At 68.5% G+C, this 25,836-nt stretch carries 21 protein-coding genes and 1 tRNA gene; 14 read left to right on the top strand and 8 right to left on the bottom strand.

What is annotated here, in order from left to right:
- The first annotated feature begins 16 nt into the window (after positions 1–16).
- Positions 17–1,417 carry an MFS transporter gene (locus ACZ5IQ_RS17590; RefSeq protein ID WP_409431540.1) on the top strand — a complete coding sequence of 467 codons (1,401 nt, stop codon included), beginning with the start codon at positions 17–19 and terminating at the stop codon, positions 1,415–1,417.
- Between the two features lie 44 nt (positions 1,418–1,461).
- Positions 1,462–2,364: an alpha/beta hydrolase gene (locus ACZ5IQ_RS17585; RefSeq protein ID WP_464480046.1), complete on the top strand. Its 903-nt coding sequence runs from the start codon at positions 1,462–1,464 to the stop codon at positions 2,362–2,364.
- On the opposite strand, the gene ACZ5IQ_RS17580 is transcribed toward ACZ5IQ_RS17585, so the two are convergent.
- Positions 2,361–3,092 carry an MgtC/SapB family protein gene (locus ACZ5IQ_RS17580; protein ID WP_061006759.1) on the bottom strand — a complete coding sequence of 244 codons (732 nt, stop codon included), beginning with the start codon at positions 3,090–3,092 and terminating at the stop codon, positions 2,361–2,363. The genes ACZ5IQ_RS17585 and ACZ5IQ_RS17580 overlap by 4 nt on opposite strands.
- 82 nt (positions 3,093–3,174) lie before the next feature.
- Here ACZ5IQ_RS17580 and ACZ5IQ_RS17575 point away from each other — a divergent pair, with 82 nt between their 5' ends.
- On the top strand, positions 3,175–3,945 hold the full coding sequence (locus ACZ5IQ_RS17575; protein WP_464480045.1) for a DUF899 domain-containing protein: 771 nt from the start codon (positions 3,175–3,177) through the stop codon (positions 3,943–3,945).
- Between the two features lie 60 nt (positions 3,946–4,005).
- Positions 4,006–4,079, top strand: a tRNA-Cys gene (locus tag ACZ5IQ_RS17570).
- A gap of 39 nt (positions 4,080–4,118) precedes the next feature.
- Here ACZ5IQ_RS17570 and ACZ5IQ_RS17565 read toward each other — a convergent pair.
- Together ACZ5IQ_RS17565 and ACZ5IQ_RS17560 are read right to left on the bottom strand one after the other, a co-directional pair.
- Entirely contained in the window at positions 4,119–4,757 is a 639-nt protein-coding gene (locus tag ACZ5IQ_RS17565; protein ID WP_138249702.1) for a GAF and ANTAR domain-containing protein, read from the bottom strand.
- A 345-nt stretch (positions 4,758–5,102) separates the two neighbouring features.
- Complete coding sequence (locus tag ACZ5IQ_RS17560; protein WP_212814074.1) at positions 5,103–6,959, bottom strand: DUF222 domain-containing protein; 1,857 nt, start codon at positions 6,957–6,959, stop codon at positions 5,103–5,105.
- 103 nt (positions 6,960–7,062) lie between these two features.
- Here ACZ5IQ_RS17560 and ACZ5IQ_RS17555 point away from each other — a divergent pair, with 103 nt between their 5' ends.
- The 3 genes from ACZ5IQ_RS17555 (at position 7,063) to ACZ5IQ_RS17545 (ending at position 9,468) form a co-directional block, all read left to right on the top strand.
- Entirely contained in the window at positions 7,063–7,923 is an 861-nt protein-coding gene (locus ACZ5IQ_RS17555) for an acyl-CoA thioesterase (protein ID WP_212814076.1), read from the top strand.
- A gap of 240 nt (positions 7,924–8,163) precedes the next feature.
- Entirely contained in the window at positions 8,164–8,607 is a 444-nt protein-coding gene (locus ACZ5IQ_RS17550) for a universal stress protein (protein ID WP_020103294.1), read from the top strand.
- Between the two features lie 72 nt (positions 8,608–8,679).
- Positions 8,680–9,468 carry a MarP family serine protease gene (locus ACZ5IQ_RS17545; protein ID WP_256445387.1) on the top strand — a complete coding sequence of 263 codons (789 nt, stop codon included), beginning with the start codon at positions 8,680–8,682 and terminating at the stop codon, positions 9,466–9,468.
- 12 nt (positions 9,469–9,480) lie between these two features.
- On the opposite strand, the gene ACZ5IQ_RS17540 is transcribed toward ACZ5IQ_RS17545, so the two are convergent.
- A complete protein-coding gene (locus tag ACZ5IQ_RS17540; protein WP_212814078.1) occupies positions 9,481–10,155 on the bottom strand; it encodes an MBL fold metallo-hydrolase in 675 nt (224 codons plus the stop codon).
- Between the two features lie 86 nt (positions 10,156–10,241).
- Between ACZ5IQ_RS17540 and uvrA the strand changes: the two genes are divergently transcribed.
- The gene (gene uvrA, locus ACZ5IQ_RS17535; RefSeq protein WP_212814080.1) at positions 10,242–13,142 is read left to right on the top strand and encodes an excinuclease ABC subunit UvrA; all 2,901 of its coding nucleotides are present in this window, start codon (positions 10,242–10,244) and stop codon (positions 13,140–13,142) included.
- Between the two features lie 74 nt (positions 13,143–13,216).
- Positions 13,217–13,711, top strand: a complete 495-nt coding sequence (locus ACZ5IQ_RS17530; protein ID WP_212814083.1) for a hypothetical protein — start codon at positions 13,217–13,219, stop codon at positions 13,709–13,711.
- On the opposite strand, the gene ACZ5IQ_RS17525 is transcribed toward ACZ5IQ_RS17530, so the two are convergent.
- A complete protein-coding gene (locus ACZ5IQ_RS17525; protein ID WP_212814085.1) occupies positions 13,708–14,886 on the bottom strand; it encodes a winged helix DNA-binding domain-containing protein in 1,179 nt (392 codons plus the stop codon). The two genes, ACZ5IQ_RS17530 and ACZ5IQ_RS17525, sit on opposite strands and share 4 nt — an antisense overlap.
- 1 nt (position 14,887) lies before the next feature.
- Positions 14,888–15,175 carry a hypothetical protein gene (locus ACZ5IQ_RS17520; RefSeq protein ID WP_212814087.1) on the bottom strand — a complete coding sequence of 96 codons (288 nt, stop codon included), beginning with the start codon at positions 15,173–15,175 and terminating at the stop codon, positions 14,888–14,890.
- 112 nt (positions 15,176–15,287) lie between these two features.
- Here ACZ5IQ_RS17520 and ACZ5IQ_RS17515 point away from each other — a divergent pair, with 112 nt between their 5' ends.
- The 5 genes from ACZ5IQ_RS17515 to ACZ5IQ_RS17495 all read left to right on the top strand — a co-directional run bounded on the left by ACZ5IQ_RS17515 (position 15,288) and on the right by ACZ5IQ_RS17495 (position 21,080).
- On the top strand, positions 15,288–15,776 hold the full coding sequence (locus tag ACZ5IQ_RS17515; protein ID WP_371824553.1) for a lipoprotein LpqH: 489 nt from the start codon (positions 15,288–15,290) through the stop codon (positions 15,774–15,776).
- A 66-nt stretch (positions 15,777–15,842) separates the two neighbouring features.
- Positions 15,843–17,567 carry a hypothetical protein gene (locus ACZ5IQ_RS17510; protein WP_212814089.1) on the top strand — a complete coding sequence of 575 codons (1,725 nt, stop codon included), beginning with the start codon at positions 15,843–15,845 and terminating at the stop codon, positions 17,565–17,567.
- Positions 17,549–18,751 carry a CHAT domain-containing protein gene (locus ACZ5IQ_RS17505; RefSeq protein WP_371824552.1) on the top strand — a complete coding sequence of 401 codons (1,203 nt, stop codon included), beginning with the start codon at positions 17,549–17,551 and terminating at the stop codon, positions 18,749–18,751. The genes ACZ5IQ_RS17510 and ACZ5IQ_RS17505 overlap by 19 nt, the downstream gene beginning before the upstream one ends.
- Positions 18,751–20,043, top strand: a complete 1,293-nt coding sequence (locus ACZ5IQ_RS17500) for a hypothetical protein (protein ID WP_212814095.1) — start codon at positions 18,751–18,753, stop codon at positions 20,041–20,043. Before ACZ5IQ_RS17505 ends, ACZ5IQ_RS17500 begins: the two co-directional genes overlap by 1 nt.
- Positions 20,040–21,080, top strand: coding sequence for a hypothetical protein (locus tag ACZ5IQ_RS17495; RefSeq protein WP_212814098.1), 1,041 nt, complete (start codon positions 20,040–20,042; stop codon positions 21,078–21,080). The genes ACZ5IQ_RS17500 and ACZ5IQ_RS17495 overlap by 4 nt, the downstream gene beginning before the upstream one ends.
- Position 21,081: 1 nt before the next feature.
- Here ACZ5IQ_RS17495 and ACZ5IQ_RS17490 read toward each other — a convergent pair whose 3' ends face one another.
- Both ACZ5IQ_RS17490 and lysX read right to left on the bottom strand, forming a co-directional pair.
- Positions 21,082–22,458, bottom strand: a complete 1,377-nt coding sequence (locus ACZ5IQ_RS17490) for an alpha/beta hydrolase-fold protein (protein WP_212814100.1) — start codon at positions 22,456–22,458, stop codon at positions 21,082–21,084.
- Between the two features lie 39 nt (positions 22,459–22,497).
- Entirely contained in the window at positions 22,498–25,830 is a 3,333-nt protein-coding gene (lysX, locus tag ACZ5IQ_RS17485; protein ID WP_212814103.1) for a bifunctional lysylphosphatidylglycerol synthetase/lysine--tRNA ligase LysX, read from the bottom strand.
- Positions 25,831–25,836 lie beyond the last annotated feature (6 nt).

The raw sequence follows: 25,836 nt of genomic DNA, 5'->3' as shown, positions 1-25,836 counted from the left end.
CCCTAGCGTCGCGGACGTGACCGACATGCGCGCCGAGACCGTGACGATCGGCAGCTGGCGGGAACTGCTGGGTCCCAGGTATCTGGGTGCGTCGACGGTGCTGGCCGGCGGCGTCGCGCTGTACGCGACCAACGAGTTCTTGACCATCAGCCTGCTGCCCAGTGCCGTCAACGACATCGGCGGCGGGCGGCTGTACGCGTGGGTCACGACGGTGTACCTGGTGGCATCGGTGATGGCGGCAACGACCGTCAGCGGCATGGTGGCCCGGTTCGGCCCGCGGCGTTCATATCTGTTGGGGTTCAGCGTTTTCGCGCTCGGCAGCTTCATGTGCGCGCTGGCGCCGACCATGGAGGTGATGCTCGCCGGCCGAGTGGTGCAGGGCGCCGCCGGTGGCATGCTGGCCGGGCTGGGGTATGCCGTGATCAATACGGCTCTGCCGCAATCGCTTTGGCCCAAGGCGTCGGCCCTGGTGTCGGCGATGTGGGGCGTCGGGACGCTGCTCGGGCCCTCGTCCGGTGGCTTGTTCGCGCAATTGGGCGTGTGGCGCTGGGCGTTCGGCGCGCTGGCGATCCTCACCGTCGCGGTGATGGTCCTGGTGCCGTTGAGCCTGCCGGGCAGGTCCGCTGATCGCGAACGCGAGCCGTTCCGGATTCCGGTGTGGTCGTTGATGATTCTCGGCTTCGCGGCCATGGCGATCAGCGTCGCGGGCATCCAGCGCAGCGTGCCGGTGATGGTCGTGCTGCTGGCTGCCGGCGTGGCGCTGGTCGGAGTCTTCATCGTCGTGGATCGCCGGATGCCGGTGAGCGTGCTGCCGCAGACCGCCTACGGGCCCGGCCCGTTCAAGTGGATCTACGTGACCCTGGGCGTATTGATGGCGGCCACCATGGCAGACATGTACGTGCCGCTGTACGGGCAGCGGCTGGCCGGTCTGGTGCCGTTGGCGGCGGGCTTTCTCGCGGTGGCGCTGAGCGTGGGCTGGACGGTGAGTGAGATCGTCAGTGCCTCGGTCACCACACCCGGCCGGACCGTGCGCATCGTGGCGGCGGCACCGCTGGTGATGGCGATCGGACTGGCCGCCGCGGCGCTGAGCCAGGTCGACGGGGCGTCGCCGGCGGTGGTCGCGGTCTGGGCGTTCTCGCTTCTGGTCACCGGCATCGGCGTCGGCATGGCGTGGCCCCACCTGTCGGTGTGGGCGATGGGCCGGGTCGACGATCCCGCGCAGGGCACGGTGGCCGCGGCGGCGATCAACACGGTGCAGCTGATCTGTGGGGCGTTCGGCGCCGGCCTGGCCGGCATCGTCGTCAACACGGTCGATCGGCCCGATGCCGTCGGGGCCAGTTGGTTGTTCGCCGTCTTCGCCGGGCTCGCGGCACTCGGTGGCGTGGCGTCGTTCCGGGCCGGTAAGGGCGTGGGTTAGTCGCGTTCGACGGCTCCGCTTCCGGCGTCGGTACAGTCGGCTGCGTGTCAATCCTCGCCAGGCCCGTCGTTGCCGATGCTGTCGCACGGCTGTTCTCGTCGACCATCAATCCCGCGCCGAAGCCGGGCGTTCGATTTCCTGAAATCCCCGGCAACACAACGCCGGTGGTGATTCCGACCCGGCACGGCGACACGGCGGCAACGGTGTACTGGCCAGAGCCGAGTGGCCAGGCGGCAGGCGTCTACGTGAACGTCCATGGTGGTGGCTTCGTAGTCGGCCACCGTGAACAGGACGATCCCTGGTGCCGTTTCCTTGCCGCGCACGCGAATGTGGTTGTGGTGAATACGGATTACGTGCTGGCGCCGGGACACCGGTTTCCGGCGCCCGTCGAGCAGGTGTACGACGTACTGGTCTGGGCATCGGCTGCCGAACGCGAATGGGACGGCAGCAAGCTCTGTGTAGGAGGTCAGAGCGCCGGCGGCAGTCTGTCGGCGGCTGCGGCTCGACTCGCATCTGAGCAGGGCGGACCCGAGCTCAAGCTGCAGATGTTGCACTATGCGCCACTGGATCTGGTGACGGCGAGCAAGGACAAACATTCTCCGTTGGGCGCCAAGGCAATCATGCGGCCGTGGATGAGCGAAGTGTTCGACACCGCGTACATCCCGGACTCCGCGCAGCGCTGCGATCGGCTGGCCTCGCCGGCATTGGGCAACAACGCCGACGGCATCGACGGTATCGCCCCCGCGTTGATCGTCACCGCTGAGTACGACCGGCTGCGCGATGAGGCATGGCGGTATGCCCAGAAGCTGGACGCCGTCGGTGCCCTGGCGGAGTACCACGAGGTGCCCGGCGTCGACCACGGCTACAACATCATGAGTGGCGCGACGGACGTCACGCGCGGCGTGTACGAGCTGATCGCCGGACACGTCAGCCGGGCGATCGGTTAATCGGGGTCTTCCTGCAGTTGGCGGATACCCGCCACGCCATCGATCAGAGCCAGCACAGACGCGGCCCGTAGGACGCCGGCGCCGCCGAGCGTCAGCTGCACCCCGACATGGCCGGGCGGTGCGCCGAGCGGTTCCCCGGGCGGATCGGTTTCGAGGTCGGTGATCTGCCAATCGCGTCGGCCACACGCCTGCAACACATCCCGTAGGACGCCGCGGTCGTCGGCGTAGGTGATGTGCAGGCGGACCGACCCGCCCAGTCGCGAAGCCAGCCGTCGTGCCAGCGGCATGAAGCCCACGATGATCAGCAGGTGCATGGCGGTCATCACCGACGCGAGCAGCAACAGTCCGGCGCCGGCCGCCATGCCGATCGCCGCCGACTCCCACACCGACGCGGCGGTGGTCAGGCCGTGCACCGAGCCCCGGCGCACGATGATGATGCCCGCACCGAGGAAGCCGATGCCCGAGACGATCTGGGCCGCCACACGTGATGGGTCGACGACGACGAGCCCGGGGGTCAGCACGTCGCCGAACCCGTACTTGCTCACCAGCATGATCAGTGCGGCCGCGGTGCCGACGATCGTCTGCGTGCGCAGGCCGGCACTCTTGCCCTGAATTTCTCGTTCCAGTCCGATCAACGCGGTCAGGCCGAACGCGACCACGAGTTCGATGATCTGTCGCGAGCCCTGCCCGGGCCCGCCGAAAAAGGCAGGATCTGCCAGCCACTCCATGAGGGACAAACTAACGCGCGCCGATGACTTTTGGCGGCAGTCGAAGTCTGTATTCGTATAGGCCGATTTGAGGAGTGATGCCATGTCCGCGCAACCAACCGCCTATCCCGATGTCGTCACGCGGGAGGAATGGGCCGGGGCTCGCACGAAGCTGCTGGCCCGGGAACGGGAAGCGACACACCTGCGCGACGCCGTCAACGCCGAACGCCGCCGGCTCCCGATGGTGAAGATCGAGAAGGACTACGTCTTCGACGGACCCGATGGCGCCGTCCGCCTGCCGGACATGTTCGAAGGTCGCAGTCAGCTCTACATCCACCACTTCATGTGGATCGACGCGATCGATGCCGGCTGCCCGAGTTGTACCGCCGCTGCCGACCTGACCTTCACAGAAGGCGACCGAAAGCTCTTGCACGGCAAGGATGTCACGTTCGCATGCGTGTCCCGGGCGCCGTACGAGAGCATCGCCCGGTACCGCGACCAGCACGGCTGGACTTTCCCGTGGTACTCGTCGCGCGACGGCGACTTCACCTACGACTTCCACGTGACACTCGACCCGGCGCGAGCGCCGGTCGAATACAACTACAAGTCCCTCGACGAACTGCACGCCGACGGCTGGACCGATGACGACCTGCGCGGAGACTGGCCCGGCGCAAGCGTTTTTCTGCGCCGCGGCGACGAGGTGTTCCACACGTATTCGGCATACGCGCGCGGCCTCGACCATTCGGCAGTCGGATATCCGTTCCTGGACCTGACCCCGTACGGCCGTCAGGAACCGTGGGAGGACTCACCGGCCGGCTGGCCGCAGGGTGGCCCGGCTGTCGGTCGGCCGGTGGGGGATTGCTGCGAGGGGTAGCAATCACCGCGATCTCAACCCTGGGCGCGCGGCGGCTCGGCTGGCACTGTGGTCATCAGTGCGGGTGTGGCTGAGTGGCTAGGCACCGGCCTGCAAAGCCGTTCACACGGGTTCGAATCCCGTCACTCGCTCCACTGATAGAAGCTCGGTAGGTGTCATCGCCTGCCGAGCTTCTATTTTGGCGGGTGTTCCTCGGAGATGAGTTTGCGTGCGACCTCATACAAGGGAATGTTCAATTCCTGCGACAGCTTCGTCAGCATCGTGAAGGCCGCACCCGCGGGGACGCTGAACCGTTCCATGAGGATGCCCTTGGCCTGGCCGATGATGTCCCGCGACGCCAACGCACTTTGGAGTTCGTCGCCGCGGCGTGCGTTGGCGAGCCCGATAGCGGCGTGAGCGGCCAGCGTCAGGGCGGTCTCCTCGACGTCATGGGTGAAGACGTTGGCCTCTTCGGAGTACAGGTTGAGCGTCCCGAGCTCGTTTTCGTTGGTGTACAGCTGAATGGACAAACTCGAGCGCACCGGCGTCTGCGTGAGCAACGCGGCCACGAAGGCCGGCCAGCGTGTTTCGGCCGCGTAGTCCGAGACCCGCACGGTGTACAGGTTCCAGATCGACTCCAGGCAGGGTCCTTCGCCAAGTTCGTCCTGCAACCTGTCGAGGGCTCTGGGAATCTCGCCGGTGGCCGCGACCGACTCCACTGTTCGCCGGCGACGATTGACAACCAGCGTCACGCCACCATGGGTGACCTTGGGTAGCAGCTGGGTGGCTGTCTCGGTGACTTCGAGCAACAGCCGCTCGGTATCAAGGTCCATGACCTGCTGACTCTGCAAGGTGCGCGCCAACCGCGCTAATTCGGACGAAATTCCGCCTGCGACTTCAGCTTCGGCTTCCATGACACCGCCTCCAAGTCCTGTGCCGGTTCAGCGTCAAAATCAACTGCGCTCAACAAGGTCCTGACGTGCAGTGTAGCTACCAGTAACAGGGGTACGCTCCCGCTAGCGATGGAGGAGGCAAGGTTGTCTGCATTCTTCCGCGCGAGGTGGTCAGCGGTGGCAACTTCGGTGTTGAGAAGCCAGCATGGAGCCGCTGATCCCCGTTCTGGCTCACGCGTGGCCACCCCCGAAAGTCTCGCTTTCCCAGGGGCATTCACGTGTTGCTCAGAGTGGCGGTGGGATGTCAGTGTCTGCAGGCGGGCGCTCGGTCGTCTCGTGCGATTGCTGTTGTTCTTCGGCCTGCCGGGCGGCTTCTCGTTCTTGGCGTTCTTTGCGTTGGCGGTCGAAGGCTTCTTGGGCGGCCTCTTGAGCGTCGATGTCGGCTTGGTTGAGGGCGCGTTCGTAGGCGATCTGCTGGGCTTGATCTTGCGCGCGGGTGCGGCGGCGGAGGGGCATCATGATGTCCCGGCCGGGGGCCGGTGCGGTGGTGTCCAGGTCGATGGCATCTGGTGGCGGATTCGGCAGCGGTGTGTCGGTGACCGTGCGGGGGAACAAGATTCGGCTCTCGGGCACGCTGATGTAGGTGTGGCCGGTCGGGGCGGTCCACACAATGCTGCCGTCGGGTTGTTGACGGTCCCGCCAGCCATCAGGCCCACCGTAGAACGTTTTCAACAGGTGGTGTTTGCGGCATTTCGGGCTCAGGTTCCCTGGATGAGTCGGCCCGGCCGGCCACGGCACGGTGTGGTCGATATCGGAGGCCGTGGCCGGGTGGTCGCAGCCGGGGAACATGCACGTCATCGCCCGCATCCGCACGAATTCATCCATCGCGGCCGAGGGCCGGTACCGCGGCACTTCATCCAAATCGGCGGCGGAGGCGACGGTGCGGACCTTCGCGCCGCGCGCCACCAGATCCGCCAGCACCGCCGGAGGGACGACACCGCCGCCGAGGACATAACCGACCGGCGTGCGCACCGGCGCCGGAGGCTTCGCAGCGGCGGGGACGGAAGCGGGAACGGGCGCCGCGGGAGCTGCCGGCGTGGGCGCAGGGTCGCTGGCCGGAGCGGCCGCAGCAGGGGTCGGGGTGTCGGCGGGCCGCGAGTCGGCCGCCAGTGCAGGCGCGGGCTCGCGCACGGGCTCGGGTTCGGCGGTGAAGAAATGCTCGGGCGCAGGCTCGGGCGTGAACACCGGCTCAGACGCTGACCGGGTCGATGCCGGAGTCGCAGGCGCAGCCGGATCCCCATTCAGCAGCGGATCGGCCACCGGCACGGGCAGGCCATCGGTGAGTACATGAATCATCACCGCCGTCGCCCGGGCATCCGGGCCGGCGGCCGGGCAGTCCGGGTCACCGCATTGGCAGGCCAACCGATCCCCGCGGGCCGCTAATACCCCCAGCGCGTCGGCACGCCGCTGCCCAAAGGTTCGGGGATCCTGGTCGCAGACTTGCCTGGCCATCTCGGTCAGCACCCGATCCAGCAGTTCGGCATCGGTGGCGAGCAGGGCACCCCAGATGGAGGCCACCCCGGTCTCGTCATCGGGCTTGCCGATCCCGACCCCGCGCCGGCGCGCCGCCGAGCGGACCTTCAGGACCGCGGCCGGGTCGAACTTCTGCACCCAGCCATCGATCTTCTTCTCGATCTTCTTGCGGGACAACCCCGCCCACTCGCACAGTGCTCCCGCCAGCGCGGCGTCGATGACGGCGAGGGTGTTGGGGTCCTCCACCAGGCGGGTGCGCCAGCAGATCGTGCCGACCGTGCGCGCCGAGACCCCACCATCGGCGAACACCGCCGCCACCTTCGGCAACCGGAACCGCAACGCGACGGCGATCGACAACTGCCCCGACGCCTCGCGCTTCCCGAGACCGAGTGCGGCCCCGACTTCAGCGACCGCGGCGTCCCAGCCATCGCACGCCCACCACTGCCGGCCATCCTGGTCATCGACACGCAACATCGCCAGATCAGCGATGGCCGTCAGCCGGCCCGCAGCGCTCTGGTTCTCCACCCGCGCAAAATGGATCATCAAGTCGACCACGCCGGCATCGTGGAGCAGCACACCGCCGGCCCCGATACCAGAGTGTTCGAACACGTGTTCGAGTCTACCTACGCATCTGCGGCACCGCAACACAATTCGCTCAGCCTGTGGATAACTCGTCGAGGGCGCCAATGGGCGTCCGAACCCCTCAGGCAAGATGCCTCAGGTGACGTACAGTTCGCCGACTTTGTCTGATCTCGTGAGCACGCTGCTGGTGGATCAGACCGATGACCACCACTTCGTGGCCACGCAGCTCGACAATCCCAGCCACCACATCGCCGGCGGTCATCTCGCCGGCCAGGTGCTGGTGGCCGCGAGCCGGACCGCGCCGGGACGCAGCGCGCACAGTCTGCACGTCTATTACCTGCGTGCCGGCGATGCCCGTAAGCCGGTCGAGGTCCAGGTCGACGCCGCACGTGACGGCGGCACGCTCGCGACGCGCCGCATCACGGCCCTTCAGGACGGCGAGATCCTGCTCGAGGCGCTGGCGTCGTTCAGCACCCCGGTCGACGCGCTCGACTACCAGGCGACCATTCCTGATGTGCCAGAACCGCTTTCGGTACCGACCATGGCCGAACAGCTTGCCGACTACGCCGATGAATCAGGCGGCTTCTGGGTTCGCGACCAACCGTTCGAGCTGCGGTACATCGATCCACACCCGCGGCTGGCCAAGGATTCGCCGGATTCGGCGCCGCATCTGCGGATGTGGTGGCGCCCGACCGACACCATCCCCGAGGACCCGGCCCTGCACGCCGGGCTACTGACGTACCTGACCGGCACCACGATGCTGGAGGCGGCGATGATCCCGCGGGGCGCGCTGCCGGCGCACACCTTCTCCGCGCTGATCGACCATGCGCTGTGGTTCCACCGGCCGGTGGATCTGAATGACTGGGTGTTGTCCGACCAGACCTCGCCGAGCGGCATCGGGGGCCGCGGACTGGCGAGCGGCACGATGTACAACCGCGCGGGGCAATTGGTGTGCGTTGCCACGCAGGAGCTGTATTTCGGTCGTGGCTAACAATCCGGGGCCCGGAGCGGTCCCGCTCACCGGGCGAAACGCGCGGTCGTTTCGTCACCATTGGCAAGCCCTCTCGGGTCGCTGCCGCTAACATCGGTGCCGGTAAAGCACATTTTTCACGGTGTCCCCGGCGAACTTGTGTGGTGAAACCGCACCAATGGCCGCGATTCAGCGGCTACTGTCTGCGGGGATGCCGGACAGAACGCCGGATACACAAACCTGGATAACGGGAGGCCATTGATGAGCGGCTACCAGACCGTGGTCGTCGGTACGGACGGATCGGATTCGTCACTGCGCGCTGTGGAGCGCGCTGCCCAGATCGCCGCGGGGGCCAATGCGAAGTTGGTCGTGGCAACCGCCTATTTCCCGCACGCCGATGATCAGCGTGCGGCCGATGTCCTGAAGGACGAGGGTTACAAGGTCCACGGCGACGCGCCGATCTACGCGATCCTGCGTGAGGCGCGCGACCGTGCCGAGGCGGCAGGCGCGACTCAGGTGGAAGAAAAGGCCATCGTCGGCGCTCCCGTCGACGCGCTCGTCGACCTGGCCGAGAATTCCAACGCTGACCTGCTGGTTGTCGGCAACGTCGGTCTGAGCACCATCGCCGGCCGCCTGCTGGGCTCGGTGCCCGCCAACGTGGCCCGGCGCGCCAAGGTCGACGTGCTGATCGTCCACACCTCGTAAAGTTCGATTGTCTGGGGCCCTCGGCGTACTGCCGGGGGCCTCAGTTTTTTTCGTGCCCGTAAAGTTCGGGTCATGGCTCGAAGAAGTCTCGTCCGTGCGTCATGGGTGACGTTGTCATTGGCCGCCACACTCATCGCCGGCTGCGCGGGCAAGAACCCCGCCGTCACACCTGCGACGACATCCGCGATCGCGTCGGAGACCGAATCGACGATCCCGACCGTCGCGCCTCCCGACCCCAACGTGGCCAACAACCCCGCGGTGACTGCCGCGCAGGCGAGTGTGGTGCGAGTGCACGGCATCGCCCACAGCTGCCGAAAGCGGTTGGAGGGCACCGGGTTTGTGGTGGGACCCAAGCGCGTGATGACGACGGCGCACGGCGTCGCGGGGACCGACGAAGTGTCGGTCGAGGTCGGCGGCACCAAGTACAACGGCCAGGTGGTGTCGTTCGACCCGAACATGGACATCTCGATCCTCGCAGTGCCGGACCTGCCGACCGCGCCGTTGATGTTCTCCGAGGCGCCTGCCGTCAGCGGTGCCGACGCCGCCGCGCTCGGCTTCCCGCACGGCGGCCCGTACGAGGCCAAACCGGTGCGGGTCCGTGAGGTCATCAAGCTCCAGGGACCGGACATCTTCCGCACCGGCACGGTGACGCGCGAGGTGTACGCCCTCAGAGGCGCTGTGCAGCAAGGGAATTCGGGTGGTCCGCTCATCGACCTGGACGGCCGGGTGCGCGGTGTCGTCTTCGGGGCCGCGCAGGACGACCCCGACACCAGCTTCGCATTGACCGCGAAGGAAGTCGGCCCCCAGCTGGCACTGGTCGGCAACACCCAACCCGTCCCCACGGGCCAGTGCCTGGGCTGACCAGCCCAGCGTCTACCAGCCGCGCGCCCGCCACTCCTCGAGATGCGGCCGCTCGGTGCCGAGCGTGGTGTCGTCGCCGTGGCCGGGGTAGATGACCGTCGAATCGGGGTAGACGTCGAACACCTTGCGGGTGACGTCGCCGAGCAGCCGCTCGAAGTCGCCGTCCTGCCAGGTCTTGCCGACGCCGCCGGGAAACAGGCAGTCGCCGGTGAACAGGTGGGTGACCTCACCGTCGGCGCCGCGCAGCGCCAGCGCCACCGAACCCTCGGTGTGACCCTGTAGGTGGATGACGTCGAAGGTCAGGTCACCGATGGTGATGGTGTCGCCGTCGGTGAGGATGCGGTCGGGCTTCACCGGCAGCGGCTCGGCGTCCAGCGCGTGCGCGGCGGTGGGCGCACCTGTGGCCTCGGCCACTTCCGCCAGGGCCTGCCAGTGGTCGAAGTGCTGGTGGCTGGTGACGATGAGTTCGATGTCCGGCGCCTGCGACCTGATCAGCTCGACGAGCGCCGGTCCGTCGTTCGCGGCGTCGATGAGCAGCGTTTTTCCGGTTGCGGAACACGTGATGAGGTACGCGTTGTTGTCCATCGGTCCGACCGACGCCTTGACGATCGTCGCGGCGGGAAGGGTGCGACGGGCCGCGGTGCCCGCATCGACATGGCCGGTGTACGTGTCATTGACGACTGTCATGACGCCACCGTATCCGGACTTGTCGGTGGGGACACCTAGCATGGCGATGTGGTGTCTGGATTGCCCAGACCGGTGAAGGGATACGTGTGTCGGACCGTCTGATCGTCAAAGGTGCGCGCGAGCACAACCTGCGGGGAATCGACCTTGACCTGCCCAGAGACTCGCTGATCGTATTCACGGGCCTGTCGGGTTCGGGCAAGAGCTCGCTGGCGTTCGACACCATCTTCGCCGAGGGGCAGCGTCGCTACGTCGAGTCGCTGTCGGCATACGCCCGCCAGTTCCTGGGCCAGATGGACAAGCCGGACGTGGACTTCATCGAGGGCCTGTCGCCCGCGGTGTCCATCGACCAGAAGTCGACCAACCGGAACCCGCGTTCAACCGTCGGCACCATCACCGAGGTCTACGACTACCTGCGTCTGCTGTACGCGCGCGCCGGTACCCCGCACTGCCCGGTGTGTGGTGAGCGCATCGCGCGGCAGACGCCGCAGCAGATCGTCGACCAGGTGCTCGCCATGGACGAGGGCATCCGGTTCCAGGTGCTCGCGCCCGTGGTCCGCACCCGCAAGGGCGAGTTCGTCGACCTCTTCGACAAGCTCAACGGCCAGGGCTACAGCCGGGTCCGGGTCGACGGCGTCGTGCACTCGCTGACCGACCCGCCGAAGCTCAAGAAGCAGGAGAAGCACGACATCGAGGTGGTCGTCGACCGGCTCACCGTCAAGGCCAGCGCCAAACAACGTCTGACCGATTCGGTCGAGACCGCGCTGGGTCTCGCGGACGGCATCGTCGTCCTCGAGTTCGTCGACCGTGACGACAACCACCCGCAGCGTGAGCAGCGCTTCTCGGAGAAGCTGGCCTGCCCCAACGCGCATCCGCTGGCCGTCGACGACCTCGAGCCACGGTCGTTCTCGTTCAACTCGCCGTACGGTGCCTGCCCGGAGTGCACCGGTCTGGGCATCAAGAAGGAAGTCGACCCCGAGCTCGTCGTGCCGGACCCGGAGCTGACGCTCGCCGAGGGCGCGGTGGCGCCGTGGTCCATGGGCCACAACTCCGACTACTTCACGCGCATGATGGCCGGCCTCGGCGAGGAGCTGGGCTTCGACATCGACACCCCGTGGAAGAAGCTTCCGGCCAAGGCGCGCAAGGCCATTCTGGAAGGCTCCGACCACCAGGTGCACGTCCGGTACAAGAACCGGTACGGCCGCACGCGCTCCTACTATGCCGACTTCGAAGGCGTGCTGGCGTTCCTGCAGCGCCGCATGGAGCAGACCGAATCCGAGCAGATGAAGGAACGCTACGAGGGCTTCATGCGGGACATCCCGTGCCCCGAGTGCGCCGGCACCCGCCTCAAGCCCGAGATTCTGGCCGTCACGCTGTCCGCGGACGATGACGCGAAATCCATTGCGCAGGTGTGTGATCTGTCCATCTCGGACTGCTCGGCGTTCCTCAACGCGCTCACCCTCGGTCCCCGCGAGCAGGCCATCGCCGGCCAGGTGCTCAAAGAAGTGCAATCGCGGCTGGGCTTCCTGCTCGACGTCGGCCTCGACTACCTGACCCTGTCCCGCGCGGCAGGCACGCTGTCCGGTGGTGAGGCACAGCGCATCCGGCTGGCCACGCAGATCGGCTCCGGTCTGGTCGGTGTCCTCTACGTGCTCGACGAGCCGTCCATCGGCCTGCACCAGCGCGACAACCGCCGGCTCATCGACACCCTGGTCCGGCTGCGCGACCTCGGCAACACGCTGATCGTCGTCGAGCACGACCTCGACACCATCGCGCACGCCGACTGGGTCGTCGACATCGGTCCCGCGGCCGGTGAGCACGGTGGACAGATCGTGCACAGCGGCACCTACAAGGAGCTGTTGAAGAACACCAAATCGCTTACCGGCGCGTATCTTTCGGGCCGGGAGCAGATCGAGGTGCCGGCCATCCGCCGGCCCGTCGACCGCAAGCGGCAGATCACCGTCGTCGGCGCACGCGAGCACAACCTCAAAGAGGTCGACGTGGCCTTCCCGCTGGGCGTGCTCACGTCGGTCACCGGCGTCTCGGGCTCCGGCAAGTCGACGTTGGTCAACGACATTCTCGCGACCGTCATGGCCAACAAGCTCAACGGCGCCCGCCAGGTGCCGGGCCGGCACACCCGGATCAACGGCCTCGACCAGCTGGACAAGCTGGTGCGGGTCGACCAGTCGCCGATCGGCCGCACGCCGCGGTCCAACCCGGCCACCTACACCGGTGTGTTCGACAAGATCCGCACCTTGTTCGCGGCGACCACCGAGGCGAAGGTCCGCGGCTACCAGCCCGGCCGGTTCTCGTTCAACGTGAAAGGTGGCCGCTGCGAAGCATGTTCAGGTGACGGCACCATCAAGATCGAGATGAACTTCCTGCCGGACGTGTACGTGCCGTGCGAGGTGTGCCAGGGCGCTCGCTACAACCGGGAGACCCTGGAGGTGCACTACAAGGGCAAGACCATCTCCGAGGTCCTCGACATGCCCATCGAGGAGGCCACCGAGTTCTTCGAGCCCATCAGCTCGATCCACCGGTACCTCAAGACGCTCGTCGACGTCGGCCTGGGCTACGTGCGGTTGGGCCAGCCGGCCCCGACGCTGTCCGGTGGTGAGGCGCAGCGCGTGAAGCTGGCCGCCGAGCTGCAGAAGCGGTCCACCGGGCGCACCGTCTACATCCTCGACGAGCCCACCACCGGCCTGCATTTCGAGGACATCCGCAAGCTGCTCAAGGTCATCAACGGCCTGGTCGACAAGGGCAACACGGTCATCGTCATCGAGCACAACCTCGACGTGATCAAGACCTCGGACTGGATCGTGGACATGGGTCCCGAAGGCGGCGCCGGCGGCGGCACCGTCGTGGTGTCCGGCACGCCGGAGGACGTCGCGGCGACTCCGGACAGCTACACCGGTCAGTTCCTCGCCGAGTTGTTGCCCGCCGTGGTGCCGGATCCGCCGAAGGCCAAGCGGCGCAAGGTGAGTGTCTGACCCGGAGGAATAGGGGTTTCCCTTATATCCGCGGGACTGCGACCGGTCTAGCGTCGAATCGGACAGGAGACGCGATGTCCATGTCAACGCACGCTGCACTAACGGCCACGATGATCGGTGCTGCGGCGGGCTGGCTCGCCGGTGCCGGCCCAGCCGCCGCAACCCCTTTCGCGCCGACAGCGCCGTCGCCGCCGCTCGCCCCCGCCGACTGTCAATATTCGATCTTCGGCCACGACTCCGTGATCGAGCAGGACAACGGCATCCAGATCCACGTCGTCTGGGCGGGTAAAGATGGCGGCGGCACCGCCAGCTATAGCTCTCAGGGGTTCGATTGGGCAGGGCCCATCCGAGGCGGAATTGTCAACGGAACCAACAAGCTGGACTTCACGGTGGCCTTCGAACAGACCGCCGGACGCTACGACCGCCCCAATCCTCATTCACCGACGAATCACTACACGGGCACTATCGATTCGAACTCGAGCGCGAGCGGAATCACGGTCAACGACAGCGGCGTCTCCAACCGATGGACCATATCCGACCCAGCGGGCTTCGGATGTGTTCGTCGCTAGCCGGTCCCGCAGGTCTGGCTCAGCGGTGACGGGAAGCGCGGCTTGACACGCACGCCGTCGAGCCAGTCTGTCAGTTCGGATGCCTTGCGCTGCAGCGTTTTCCGTGCTGCGGCTCCGACGTCTTCGACGTATTGCAGCTGCACCCGGCCGTCGACGTCCTGACCCCAGGCGCCGACGACACGGCCGTCCCACCACACTGTGGGACCGGCGTTGCCCGAGCGGTCGAACAACTGGCCCGCGTGCGGGCCGAGATACCAGGAACGCACCTGCCAGCCCATGACGGTCGGGTCCAACCCGGGCAGCAGTGCGCCCCTGGGTGCAACCGGGGGAGTGTCGTCGAGATCGTCGGGTAGGACGAATCCGGCGTCATCGCAACCCTCGAGGGCGACCTGCACCGCGTCGATCGAGCGCAGTCCGTCACGCGCCCACGTCAGTGTGTGACCGAACCACCACTTGATGTCAGTGGCCGTGGCCGGCCCGAACGTGCGGAGCCAGGTCCGCAGCAAGGTGTCGCGTGCCGCATCAGGCTCCATCGCCACGACGGGTTCAGCCAGCCAGTGCGACGCCGCGGCCCACAGCGGCCGCGATGTCGTCCACATGCCGTCGTTGGGGCCGCGCAGGATGTGCCCCTGCGCGGACAGCACCGTCATCACCCGCGGGGCGACGGGAGTGCTTCCGCCCCAGGTCTTTCCGGGCGCCGGATCCCAGCTGCCCGCCAACTCGGGCAGCGCGGCCCGCAGCGCGGCAGTGCCGGCCGTCAAACCCGCTTCCAGGTGCTGACGCACCGCAGCCGATGCCAGCTCGAGCCACGCCGCGCCGTCGGCCGCGATACCGGACTTCTCGATGTCACCGATCAGCCGCTTGCGCTCGGTGGTGGCCACGCGGTCGCTGGCCGCCGCCTGGACCGCAGGCAGGTCCGCGGTGTGCACGACCCACAGCGTCCGGCGCATGGCCATGTGCTTGACCAACTGCCGGTCCCGGTACAACGCCGCATCGAGATCGTCCACGACGAAACCGGGCAGTCGGGCCCACAGGGAGAGGTACGGAGTTGCCGGATCGGTGCCGTGCAGGCCGACCAGCGCCCGGGTCACCTCGGCGGGGCTCGAGGCCGAATCGCTCAGGAAATGGCGTTGCGCCAAGCGTTTGCGGCGCTCGGCGATGGTGAAGGTACGCAAGTCAGCCGTCGTGCATCGAGCGACGGATCTGCTCGAGGCGTTCCGCGGCAGCTTTCTGGCGCGCTTCGTACTGTTCCTCGACCGAACGGCCCTCGGGGGTGTCCGCGGCCAGCTCGGCCGAGCCGATCGCGGTGCCGTACCGGTTCTCGATCTTCTCGCGCACCGACTCGAAGGTCGGGACACCGTCGGGGGTGTAGCCCGGATCGACAGGCGGGGACACCGGCACCGGGGCGGGCGCCGCATCCAATGGCACGATCTCGGCGTCGATGGGCTCGGTTTCGTCGGCCATGGCTTCACCGTACCGCGCCACAAAGTTGGGATCGGTAGCCGCGGCGCCCGCGTGTACTTACCGCACGACGACGCCACTGGGGCGGCGTAACGAAGAAGGGAAACCCTCTGACATGAACATCAATCGCACTCTGGCCGCTGGTATCGGCATGCTGGCCGTGGGCGCCACCCTCATCGGCTGCTCCACCGACAAGGCGGACGGCCCGAAGGCGTCCGGTCCGGGTTCGGTGAGCAACGGCGGCGGCAACACGGTCGTCAAGGTCGAGGGCCAGGACCTGGCCGGCCTGGACCTGAAGTCGGTGACCTGCGTGAAGCAGGGCGGCAGCATCAACATTGCCAGCGCACCCATCGGTGGTGGCGCGCAGGGCCTCGGCGTCGTCATGACGGACGCTTCGCCGCCGAAGGTGCAGTCCCTGGGCCTGGTGGTCGACGGCAACGCGCTCGCGGTGTCGGAGATGGGCGGCATGAAGACCGGCTCGGCTGACGTCAAGGTCGACGGCAGCACGTACACCATCACCGGGCAGGCCGCCGGTGCCGACATGAAGAACCCCATGGCGGGGATGATCTCGAAGAACTTCGAGATCAAGGTGTCCTGCGGCTGACATGCCCGGGGCTGCCCGAGCGGCGGGTGCAGACCATGCATCCGCCGCTCGACCTATGATTCGGCCGTGTCGATCACCGGCGAACTCGCCCGCGCCCGCGCGCTGATGTTCGCCGCCGACGAGCAGACAGCCAAAGAACTGCTGCTGTCGCTGATGCCCGCCATCGAAGCCGCCGACCGCGATGACCAGATGCTCGAGGTCTTCGCCCAACTCGGCGAGATCTATCTGATCCGCAGCGCCCTGGACGGGGTGCGCGAATGCATCCGTCGTATCGACGACTGCCTCGACATCTACGCATCGATCCTGGCCGGCCGCGCGCCGGCCGAGATCGTGGCGCAGATGACCATGACCCCGGAGGACGCGGATCACATGCTCAGCCGCTACCGCCGCCGGGCCACCTTCCTGCGGACCGGCCTGTCCGCCGCGATCGGCGACCACGAAGGGGCGGCCGCGTCCCTGACCGCGCTGGACGGCCCGTCCCCATACTCCGATCTGGACGACGAACACACCTATCTGCTGACCCACGCCCGCATCCTGTGCGCGCTCGCGCTCTGCGACGACGATCTGCACGTCCGTTCGGTGCCGCTGTGGGAGGACGTGCTCGCCGCGATCGCTCCGCCGGCCACCACCCCGGAGCGGGAATACCTCTGGCTCGCCGGGGCGCTCGGCTACGCACGGTTCTGCATCGACACCGGCAAGGTGGACGAGGCGTTGCCGTGGCTGCGCCGCGCCGAGGCCCGGGCGCAGGCTCGGGGCTGGGAATTGGCCGCGGCCCGAGCGAAATTGGAGCGGGCGGCGGTGAGCTGGCTGGCCGGCGACCAGGAGGGTACGGAGGCGCTGCTCACCGCCGCGTATCCGGAGATCGCTCGCCAGGCGCGGGCCCACGAGGTGTCGCGCTGCTGGCTGTACTTCGGACTCACCCGACTGGCCGCCGGTGCCCTGCAGGCCGCCGACGAATGCTGGGGACACGCCGAACGGCACTGGCGCGAGCTGGGCAAGCCGCTGCACGTGCACCGCATCTTGTTGCAACGCAGCTGGATCGCCATCTTCCGGGGCCGCTACGACGACGCCCGGGCTCTGATCGATCAGGCCCGGACCTGCCTGGATTCCTCACCGCGCAGCAGCTGGTTGCAGTACGCCCGGCTGGATGACCAACTCGGCACCGTCTGGCGTGCCGAGGGACTGGCGGATCTCGGCTTCGATGCCGCGGGTGATCCCGCCGACACCTGGGCACAGGCCGAAGCCCGCTACCGCGGTGGGCTCGGGACGTGGTCCACCGAACCCGGCACCGACCAATACCGTTCCGGCATGGACAAACTGGCCGCTGCTGCCGACCTGAAGTTGCCCGCGGCGCTGGCTGTCGACTCGGTGCGCTATTCGATCACCGACGCCGATGCCCGGTCGCGATGGGCTGCCGGGGTGGCGGCACCCCTCCTTGCCGGTGCGTTCGCGGTCGCCTGGGAATCGCAGGATCCGGCGCTGGTCGGCGAACTGATCGAATACCACAGCGCCCGAGGGGCATTCAGCGTCGACGCCGCGACGGGCGCCACGATGGAGTGGGCCCGCGCCACCACGACAGCCGCACCGGTTCTCGACGTCGACGAACTGGCGTCGGTCGCGTCGGGCCCGGTCGCCGTCGGCGCCGCCGGTCTCATTCGGCTCGGGCCGCTGCCGCCGCTGCAGATGGAGCCCGACGGTGCGCCGGTGCTGGCGCGCTACCGCGAGCTGGCCCAGACGCGCTATGGCCGCGCCGTCACCGCGGACCAGGAGGCGTGGTCGACATGCCCGTAACCCAGGACACCGCAACGACGTTGGTGCTCCGCTTCGCCGACATCGGTATCGCGACGTACGTCAGCCTCCGGGTCGTCGGCGCACCGGAGCGGCTGGTCACCTGGGTGGTGGCCGAGGATGTTCTGCTGGCGGTGACCTCCGCACTGGCCGAGGCCTTGCCGGATCCGCTTGACGGGGAACAACTTTCCGAGGCATTGACCCGGTCATTGGTGACCGGTCCGTTCGCTGCTGTGGCACGCGAGCGGGAGCTCGCCCGGCTGCTCGGGGCCCTGCTCCCTGACGAAGCGTGGGATCTGCTGCGGCAGTGCACCGCTGACCCGGAGCTGCCGGTGCTCTTTGTCTCGCCGAGCGCCCGCCTGAGCCGGGTGCCGTGGGGCCTGCTCGCGCAGTCCGGCGGAACTGGCGACGAGCGCCTGATCGAAGTCGCCGACCTCCTGCTGGCGGTGCCGCCCAACATCGCGAACGCGCCACGCAGGCAGCTCCAACCAGCGGACGGGCCGCCGCTGCTGGTGCTGGACCCGAAAGTGCCCGGCCAGCGGCCGGATTCAGCGCTCGGCTCGGTGCTCGGCCGGCCCGCGCCGGACACCGTGCTGGCCCGGCACTTCGGCGAGCGGCCGGCCCTCCCGGCGGTCAGCACCCCCGTGGAGCTCTTCCGCCGCGGCGACGCCGACCGGCACTGGCTGGCGGAGCAGCTGGCGCTGCGCCCGGCACGGCTCGTGTACGTCGGGCATGCCAGTGCCGCTCCCGACCGCGACGGCTCGGCCGACCAGGCGGCGCTGCATCTGGCGGAGCCCGAGCCACTGACGGCCGCCGACATCATGGTGATGGGATTGCCGATCCCGCCCCGGGTCGCGCTGCTGGCCTGCGCATCCGGCGCCGACTACCGGTTCGACGAGGCCACCGGACTGGTCGCGGCGATGATCCTCGGTGGCGCACAGGTGGTCACCGCGACTCTCTGGTCGCTGCCCACCACCGCCGGATACCGGACGGCCACGGCCGGCGCCGCCGACCCGATGGCGGAGGCGATCATCGCCGTCGACGCCGCGCACCAGGCGACGACACCGGCTCGTGCCGTGAACCGCTGGCAACGAGACTGCCTGCAGCGCTGGCGAACCGGAGACGCCACACTCAGCCCCGTGTACTGGGCCGCGCTGATGACCTTCTCCGTCGACGGGGCACGCTGATGACCGTTGGGCCACAACCACGTCGTGCCGTCATTGACGCCGCGTGGCGCGAGATCGGGCCCGGTCTCGAACTGCTGAGCAGTCCCGACGGCGGTCCGCTGAGCCGCGCGGTGAAGCGCATCATCGATCCGTTGGTGCTCCGGCTGCGGGCGCACCCCGAATACTCCGCGCCCGTCGTCGCCGCCGACGTCGCCGACGAGATGCGCCGGGTGATCGTCGACCACGCGGTTCAGTTGCGGGCCGCGGCACAGTGGTTCGCGTTGTTGAAGGCGCAGCGCCGGCGCGACCGGATCACCACCGGCAATGCCCAAGAGCTCTACTTCCCGGTGTGTTTCGAACTGGCCGCGACCAGAGGCGCTCCAGGACAGGATGATTCGCGCATCGTCGTGGAGGCGCTGCGCGACGTGCACGGCGATCGGGACCGCACCGCGGTCGAGCGGCTGCACGAGTACCTCGCCGATCCTGCGGTGCTGGAGACGTTGTCACGTCAGCTCGATGCCGGCTGGGACGATGTCAGGGCGGGTGACGCGCCGTACGAACCGTTTCTCGCCGGCCTGACGACGGTGCTCGGCCCGGACGGTGGTCACAACGCCGATGCTGCGCGGCAACGGGTCTGGACCACGCTGATCGCCGACAGCACCCCGTACAACTTCGGCGCCCGGATGCGGGACGCCGCGCCGGCCGCGCCGTGGTCGGTCGACCAGATCGGTTTGTGCGGTGCCGCACCGCAAGCCAAGCCGACGGTCGCCGGCTCCCGCGCCGCCGAACGTCCCCTCGACCGCAGCATCGTCGACCGGGTCCGGGCGACGCTGCGCCGTGCCCTCGACCGCGACGAGTTGCCCGACCTGCCGACCCTGTGCGCCGAAGAGGCCGACCGTGCGGCCTCGCCGTGGGGGCTACTGGCCGAGGACAACCAGGCCACGCTCGTCGCCGGCATCGAGATCGGGGTGGACCTGGCGCCGCTCGAGGTGAATCACCGGACGCGCTACCACCTTTCGGGCCAGATTCAGGCGCGGCTCCGCAAAGAGGCGTACGTGCTGCACGCCCGTCGCTATTTGACCGACGGCGGACCGGTGCACCCGCGGCAGCAGCAGGTGGTGGACGACCTCGGCGCGTTCGTCCGTCCCTATGTCTCGCGGCTGTGGGCCCGCCTGCACGGACGTGACGTCTGGCAGGAACCCTGTGACGACGCCGGCGAGGTGCGCGGACTGCTGGACGGGGTCGCCCGGTCGGTCAGTCTCGATCATCGCCAGCGCATCAAGGCGATGCTGGAATTGGAGGCGGCAGGATGAAACTCACTGTCGATTCCGGATTGTGGGCTTTGGGATCCGAGGTTGCGGCACCGCCGGAGGTGGCGGTGCTCGAGGTGAGCGGTGCGGTCCTCGCCTGGACGATCCACGATCCGGCGCAGGCGGTCCGGATCACGTTCACCGATCTGTCCGCGGCCGACTGGTTGTGGCGGCTGGTCGGCGAGGCCGGACACGTCGCGGTGGTCGCCGCCGCCGAGACTGCCGACGTGCTGCTGCTACCCGAACCCCTTGCCGCACTTCGCCGTCTGGCCGTCGGGCACTGGCTACGGCGGTGGTGGCCGGCCAGCGCCCGCGACGGCATCAACCCACTGGACCCCGCGGTGCTGGACGCCGAGGTGGCGCTGTCGACGGCGGCGCTGCAGGACTACTTCACCGAGGACACCCTGGATTCGGACATCGCCGGGCTGCTGGCGCCGCACCGACAGGCGTTGGCGAGTACGGCGGCATCCGGGGACCCCCGGATTCTCGGCCTCGTCCGCAGCTGTGTCGACCTCGCCGACGATGCCGGACTGGGGGACTGGTCGGAAGTCCTTGCGGCCCAGGGGCCACCGCGGCAGGACGACTATGCGCTCGCCGCCGGGCAACCCGGTGCCGTCGGCGACGGGGCCATCGCCGACGGCATCGCGTCGGTCTCGTGGACCGCAGTGCCACCGCGGACGTTCGACGCTGCCGAGCACACCATCGACTGGTCCGTGTGGGCCCGTGACGGTGCGGTGGTCGCCGACATCCGCGTGGCCACCATCGGTCCCGCGGACGGCATCCCGGTGCGGCTGGACTCGGGTTCGATCGGCGGCGGCGGCACGCTCGACATCGACGGAAACGCGACCGTGCCGCTGTCGGCCACCGAAAACCAAGCGTGGGGCCACGATTGGACGGACACCGCCGTGACGGTGGGTGCCGGGACCGGCGAGACGGCAGCGGTTCGGGACCGGGTCCGGCGCTACGTGCGGGCCCGGCTGGCGGCGCCCGGTGCCGACGCGTTCCTCGCCGAGATCCTGGCCGCCGAAGCCGACTACTAGGTCACCGGCGAGCGGCTTCGACCGGCATGGCGGGTGCCGTCGCGGCGGGCAAGGGCAGCCGCGGCACGCCCGGTGTCCCGAGCTGGCCGGCCAGCCACGGCAGCGCCGCGCTGAACGCCTGCGCCGCGAACGGCCAGTCGTGCTTGCCCGGCCGTTCGACGACCGCGCACCGGATGCCACGGGTGCTGCCGACGCCGCAGAGCGAGTGCGCCGCAACGGTTTGCGCGGGCAGCGGGCCGCGCGAGAGCTCCGGTCCGTTGATGTCGTACCAGGCCGCGATGTCGTCGTAGGTGTGACGGGACATCACCGTCATGGGGTCCCAGTCGGCGTATTTGGCGGTGCTGCCACCGAACAGTCGTTGCACGGTCTGCGGCCGGTCACCGGCGTTCGGCGCGATGTCCCCGGCGATGTCCTGGAACGCGCTGAACAGATCCGGATGCATCACCGTCAGGTCCACCGCGCAGGTGCCGCCCATGGACCAGCCGACGATGCCGCGGTGCCGGCGGTCGGTGCTCACGCCGTAGTTGGCGGTCATGAATGGCAGCACGTCCTTGATCAGATGGTCGGCGGAGTTGCCGCGCGGCCCGTTGACGCACTCGGTGTCGTTGTTGAAAGAACCGCCGGGGTCGACGAACACCAGCACCGGGGCGTTGCCCTGATGAGCGGCGGCGAAGGCGTCGACCGTCGTGATCGCGTTACCCGCCCGCAGCCAGTCGGCGGGCGTGTTGAATTCGCCGCCGATCATCATCACCATCGGCAGTCGCGGCGGCGGGTTGCTGGCGAACCAGGCCGGCGGCAGGTACACGTATTCGTCGCGGTGCTTGAATCCCGATGCGGCCGAGCCGGTTTGGATCTCCACGACACTGCCCTTGCTCGGTATCTGCCGTGCCTTCTGCATCGCGACCACGGTCTCGGGTCGCGTCTGGTTGGGCAGCGGCGCCGAGTTGACCTGTTCCCACGCGGTGTCGAGATTCGGGAAGTATCCGACCCAGGCGTTGAGCGTCAGCCCCGTGGACAGCACGCACAGCGGTACCGCCAGCATCGCCAGCCCGCGGCGCCACCAGCGGGTGGCCTGCCAGCCGACGATCAGCAGAACCACCGCGGCGCCGGTCACCGCGGTCCAGACCCACAGCCGGGTCGGCGCGGGTTCGTCGGACCAGCCCTGCGATGCCACGATCCAGCGGGCGGTGGCCGTCACCAGCAAGCCGGACGCGGCGGCGACGGGCAGCCAGACGGCGCGCCACCGGCTGTTACGCCAGCCGACCGCGAAGATCAGCACTGTCACCGCGAGGGCCTGGACGGTGCCGGGCAGCCAGCCGTGCGTCAACGAAACATGTTGCTCGCCATAGAGCCCGGCGTTCGTCGCCCCGATCGTCACGACGTCAGGGTGCCGCGCGAAGCTGGGAGGCTCCTGTGCTTACCGCGGCTTCGCGAGCGGGAATGGCAGCGTCTCGCGGATGCTGCGCCCGGTGATCAGCATGACCACGCGGTCGACGCCCATGCCGAGACCGCCGGTCGGCGGCATGGCGTATTCCATCGCCTGCAGGAAGTCCTCGTCCAGCTCCATGGCCTCGGGATCGCCGCCGGAGGCCAGTAGCGACTGTTCCTCGAGCCGCCGGCGCTGTTCCACCGGATCGGTCAGCTCGCTGTAGGCGGTGCCGAGCTCGACACCCCAGGCCACCAGGTCCCACCGTTCGGCAACGCCGGGGATGCTGCGGTGCGGCCGGGTCAGCGGCGACACGGAGGTCGGGAAGTCCTTGTAGAACGTCGGTGCCTCGGTGCGGTCTTCGACGAGGTGCTCGTACAGCTCCAGCACGATCGCGCCGGCGTCCCAGTGGGTCCGGTACGGGATCGTCGCGCCGTCGCACAGCTTGCGCAGCGTCGCCACATCGGTCTCCGGGGTGACGTGCTCGCCCAGCGCCTCGGACACCGCGTCGTGCACCGTCTTGACGGGCCAGTGGCCCGAGATGTCAACGGGCGTAAGGCTGCCGTCGGGTCCGGGGCGCATGACCACCTGCGCGCCGTTGGCGGCCGCCGCGGCGTTCTGGATGATCTCGCGGCAGCCGTCGATCCAGACGTTGTAGTCGGCGTGCGCCTGGTACGCCTCCAGCAGGGTGAACTCGGGGTTGTGGCTGAAGTCCACACCCTCGTTGCGGAACGCGCGGCCCAGCTCGAAGACGCGCTCGACACCGCCCACGCACAGCCGCTTCAGGTACAGCTCGGGCGCGATGCGCAGGTACAGGTCAAGGTCGTAGGCGTTGATGTGGGTCTCGAACGGCCGCGCGTTCGCGCCGCCGTGAATCTGCTGCAGGATGGGGGTCTCGACTTCCAGGAAACCCTTGCCCACCAACGTTTCCCGGATGGCGTGCAGCACCCGGCTGCGCGCGGTGATCAACTCCCGCGACTCGGTGTTGATCGCCAGGTCCAGGTACCTGGTGCGGACGCGGGCCTCGGGGTCGGTCAGGCCCTTCCACTTGTCGGGTAGCGGGCGCAGGCACTTGCCGATCAGGCGCCAGTTGTGCACCAGCACCGACACCGTGCCGTTGCGGCTGGTGCCCATGACGCCGGAGACCTCGATCAGGTCACCCAGGTCGATGGCGCCGGTGAATTCGGCCACGGTACTGCCGGTCAGCAGCGAATTGTCCAGTAGCAGTTGGACTTCGCCGGACCAGTCGCGCAGTTGGGCGAACAGCACGCCGCCGTAGTCGCGCAACCGCAGCACGCGGCCCGCGACGCAGACCGCGGTGTCGGCGGCCGACCCCAGCGCCTCGGCGACCGTGTGGCTGGGCGCCTGTCCCACCGGGTAGGCGTCGATGCCTTCCGCCTGCAACGCCTGCAGCTTGGCCATCCGGACCCGGACCTGGTCGGGCAGGCGCCGGGCCTCGGCGGTGTCGGATGCGCCGGCCGCCAGATCAGCGACATCGGGTGCGCTGCCGTCGGGATGCAGCCGTCCCGAATCGATCAGGTTCTTGGGGGCCGCGGTGTGGTGGCCGGTGTGGGGCTGTTCGTCGCGGCGGGAGAACGGCAGCACGAGGAAGCCCTCGGCGATCACCGACGCGACGCCCACACGCGGGATCAGGCGCGCGTCTTCGTAGCAGGCATAGCGCGGTACCCACTCGGGCAGGTACTTCATGTTGGAGCGGTACAGCGTCTCCAGCTGCCACCACCGCGAGAAGAAGATCAGCAGCGCGCGCCACAGCCGCAGGATCGGGCCCGCGCCCAGCTGCGAACCCTGCTCGAACGCCGAGCGGAACATCGCGAAGTTCAGCGAAATCCGGGTCACGCCAATCTCTTCCGAGCGCTGGCACAACTCGCTGACCATCAACTCGATGGTGCCGTTGGGGGAGGCGGGGGAGCGGCGCATCAGGTCCAGCGACACCCCGTTGTTGCCCCACGGCACCAGCGACAGCATCGCCACCACCTGGCCGTCACCCTGCACGGCCTCCACCAGCAGGCAGTCCCCGTCGGCGGCGTCGCCGAGCCGGCCCAGCGCCATCGAGAAGCCGCGTTCGGTCTCGGTGTCGCGCCAGGCGTCGGCATGCGCGATCACCTGAGCCATCTCGTCGGCGCTGATGTCGCGGTGCCGACGCATCCGTACCGTCAGCCCGGCGCGGCGGGCGCGGGTGACGGCCTGGCGGACGGCCCGCATGTCGGGGCCCGACAGCCGGAAGTTCTGCGGATGCAGGATGGCCTCGTCGCCGAGTTGCAGGGCGTTCAAACCACCCTGACGGTAAGCCTCCGCGCCGGTCGAGCTGGCGCCCATGACGCCCGGTGCCCAACCGTAGGTCTGGCACAGCGCCAGCCACGCGTCGATGGCCGCCGGCCAGGCCCGCGGGTCGCCGACGGGATCACCGCTGGCGAGGCACACGCCCACCTCGACCCGATAGGTGATGGCCGCACGGCCATTGGGTGCGAAGACCACGGCCTTGTCGCGGCGGGTGGCGAAGTAACCCAGCGAGTCGTTCTTGCCCCACAGCTCGAGCAGGCCGCGGATCGCGGACTCGTCCTCGCCGGTGAGGGCGTTCTCGGCGCGCTGGGACTGGAACAGCACGATCGCCGCCACGATCAGCGCCACGGCGCCGAACAGGCCGAACAGCGCGTTGAGGAACGCGTGCGGATGGCCGCCCTCGAACGCCTCCTTGCCGACCGCGGCGAAACCGCTGACCCGGTTCACCGCGTACGCCAGTCGGTAGTCGGGGTCCAGCGGCGGCCGGCCGGGGAACATCTCCAGCAGTCCCCAGGCCGCCAGGATGCCGACAGCCATGCCGGCGACCAGGGTCAGGGCCGCCTTGAGCAGCGCCCCGCGGCGGACCTTGGCCCAGAACTGATTCCGCGACAGCAGCAGGACGACGATGACGCCGATGTGGAACACGAGACCCAGCGCCTCGCCGAAGTCCTCCACGAAGGTCAGGTCGCCGTCGGGGAAGTTGTCGGACAGCAGTCCGTAGACGTTCCAGCCGATGTGGCCGACCATGTAGATCAGCAGGACCCACCAGGCGATCCGCTTACGTGCGGCGAGTGCCGCGGCCAGCAGGATCAGCACGAACGACCAGGCGAAGCTGGTGTCCGGGAAGTTGAACAGGTAGTCGTTGACGAACTCGCGGGGGATGTGGATCATCCACCGGATCAGCGGCGACAGACTGGCGAACAGCGACAGCGTCGCGACGACACCGACGGCCCAGCCGGCCGCGGCCGGAACCCACCCCAATGTCGTCGGGCGCTGCTGCTGTCTGCTCGGCGTCAACGTCATAAGTTC

This window comes from Mycobacterium toneyamaense, from assembly GCF_055384815.1.
The sequence above is the reverse complement of the archived record's forward strand: the minus strand, read 5'-3'. Positions and strand labels throughout refer to the sequence as shown.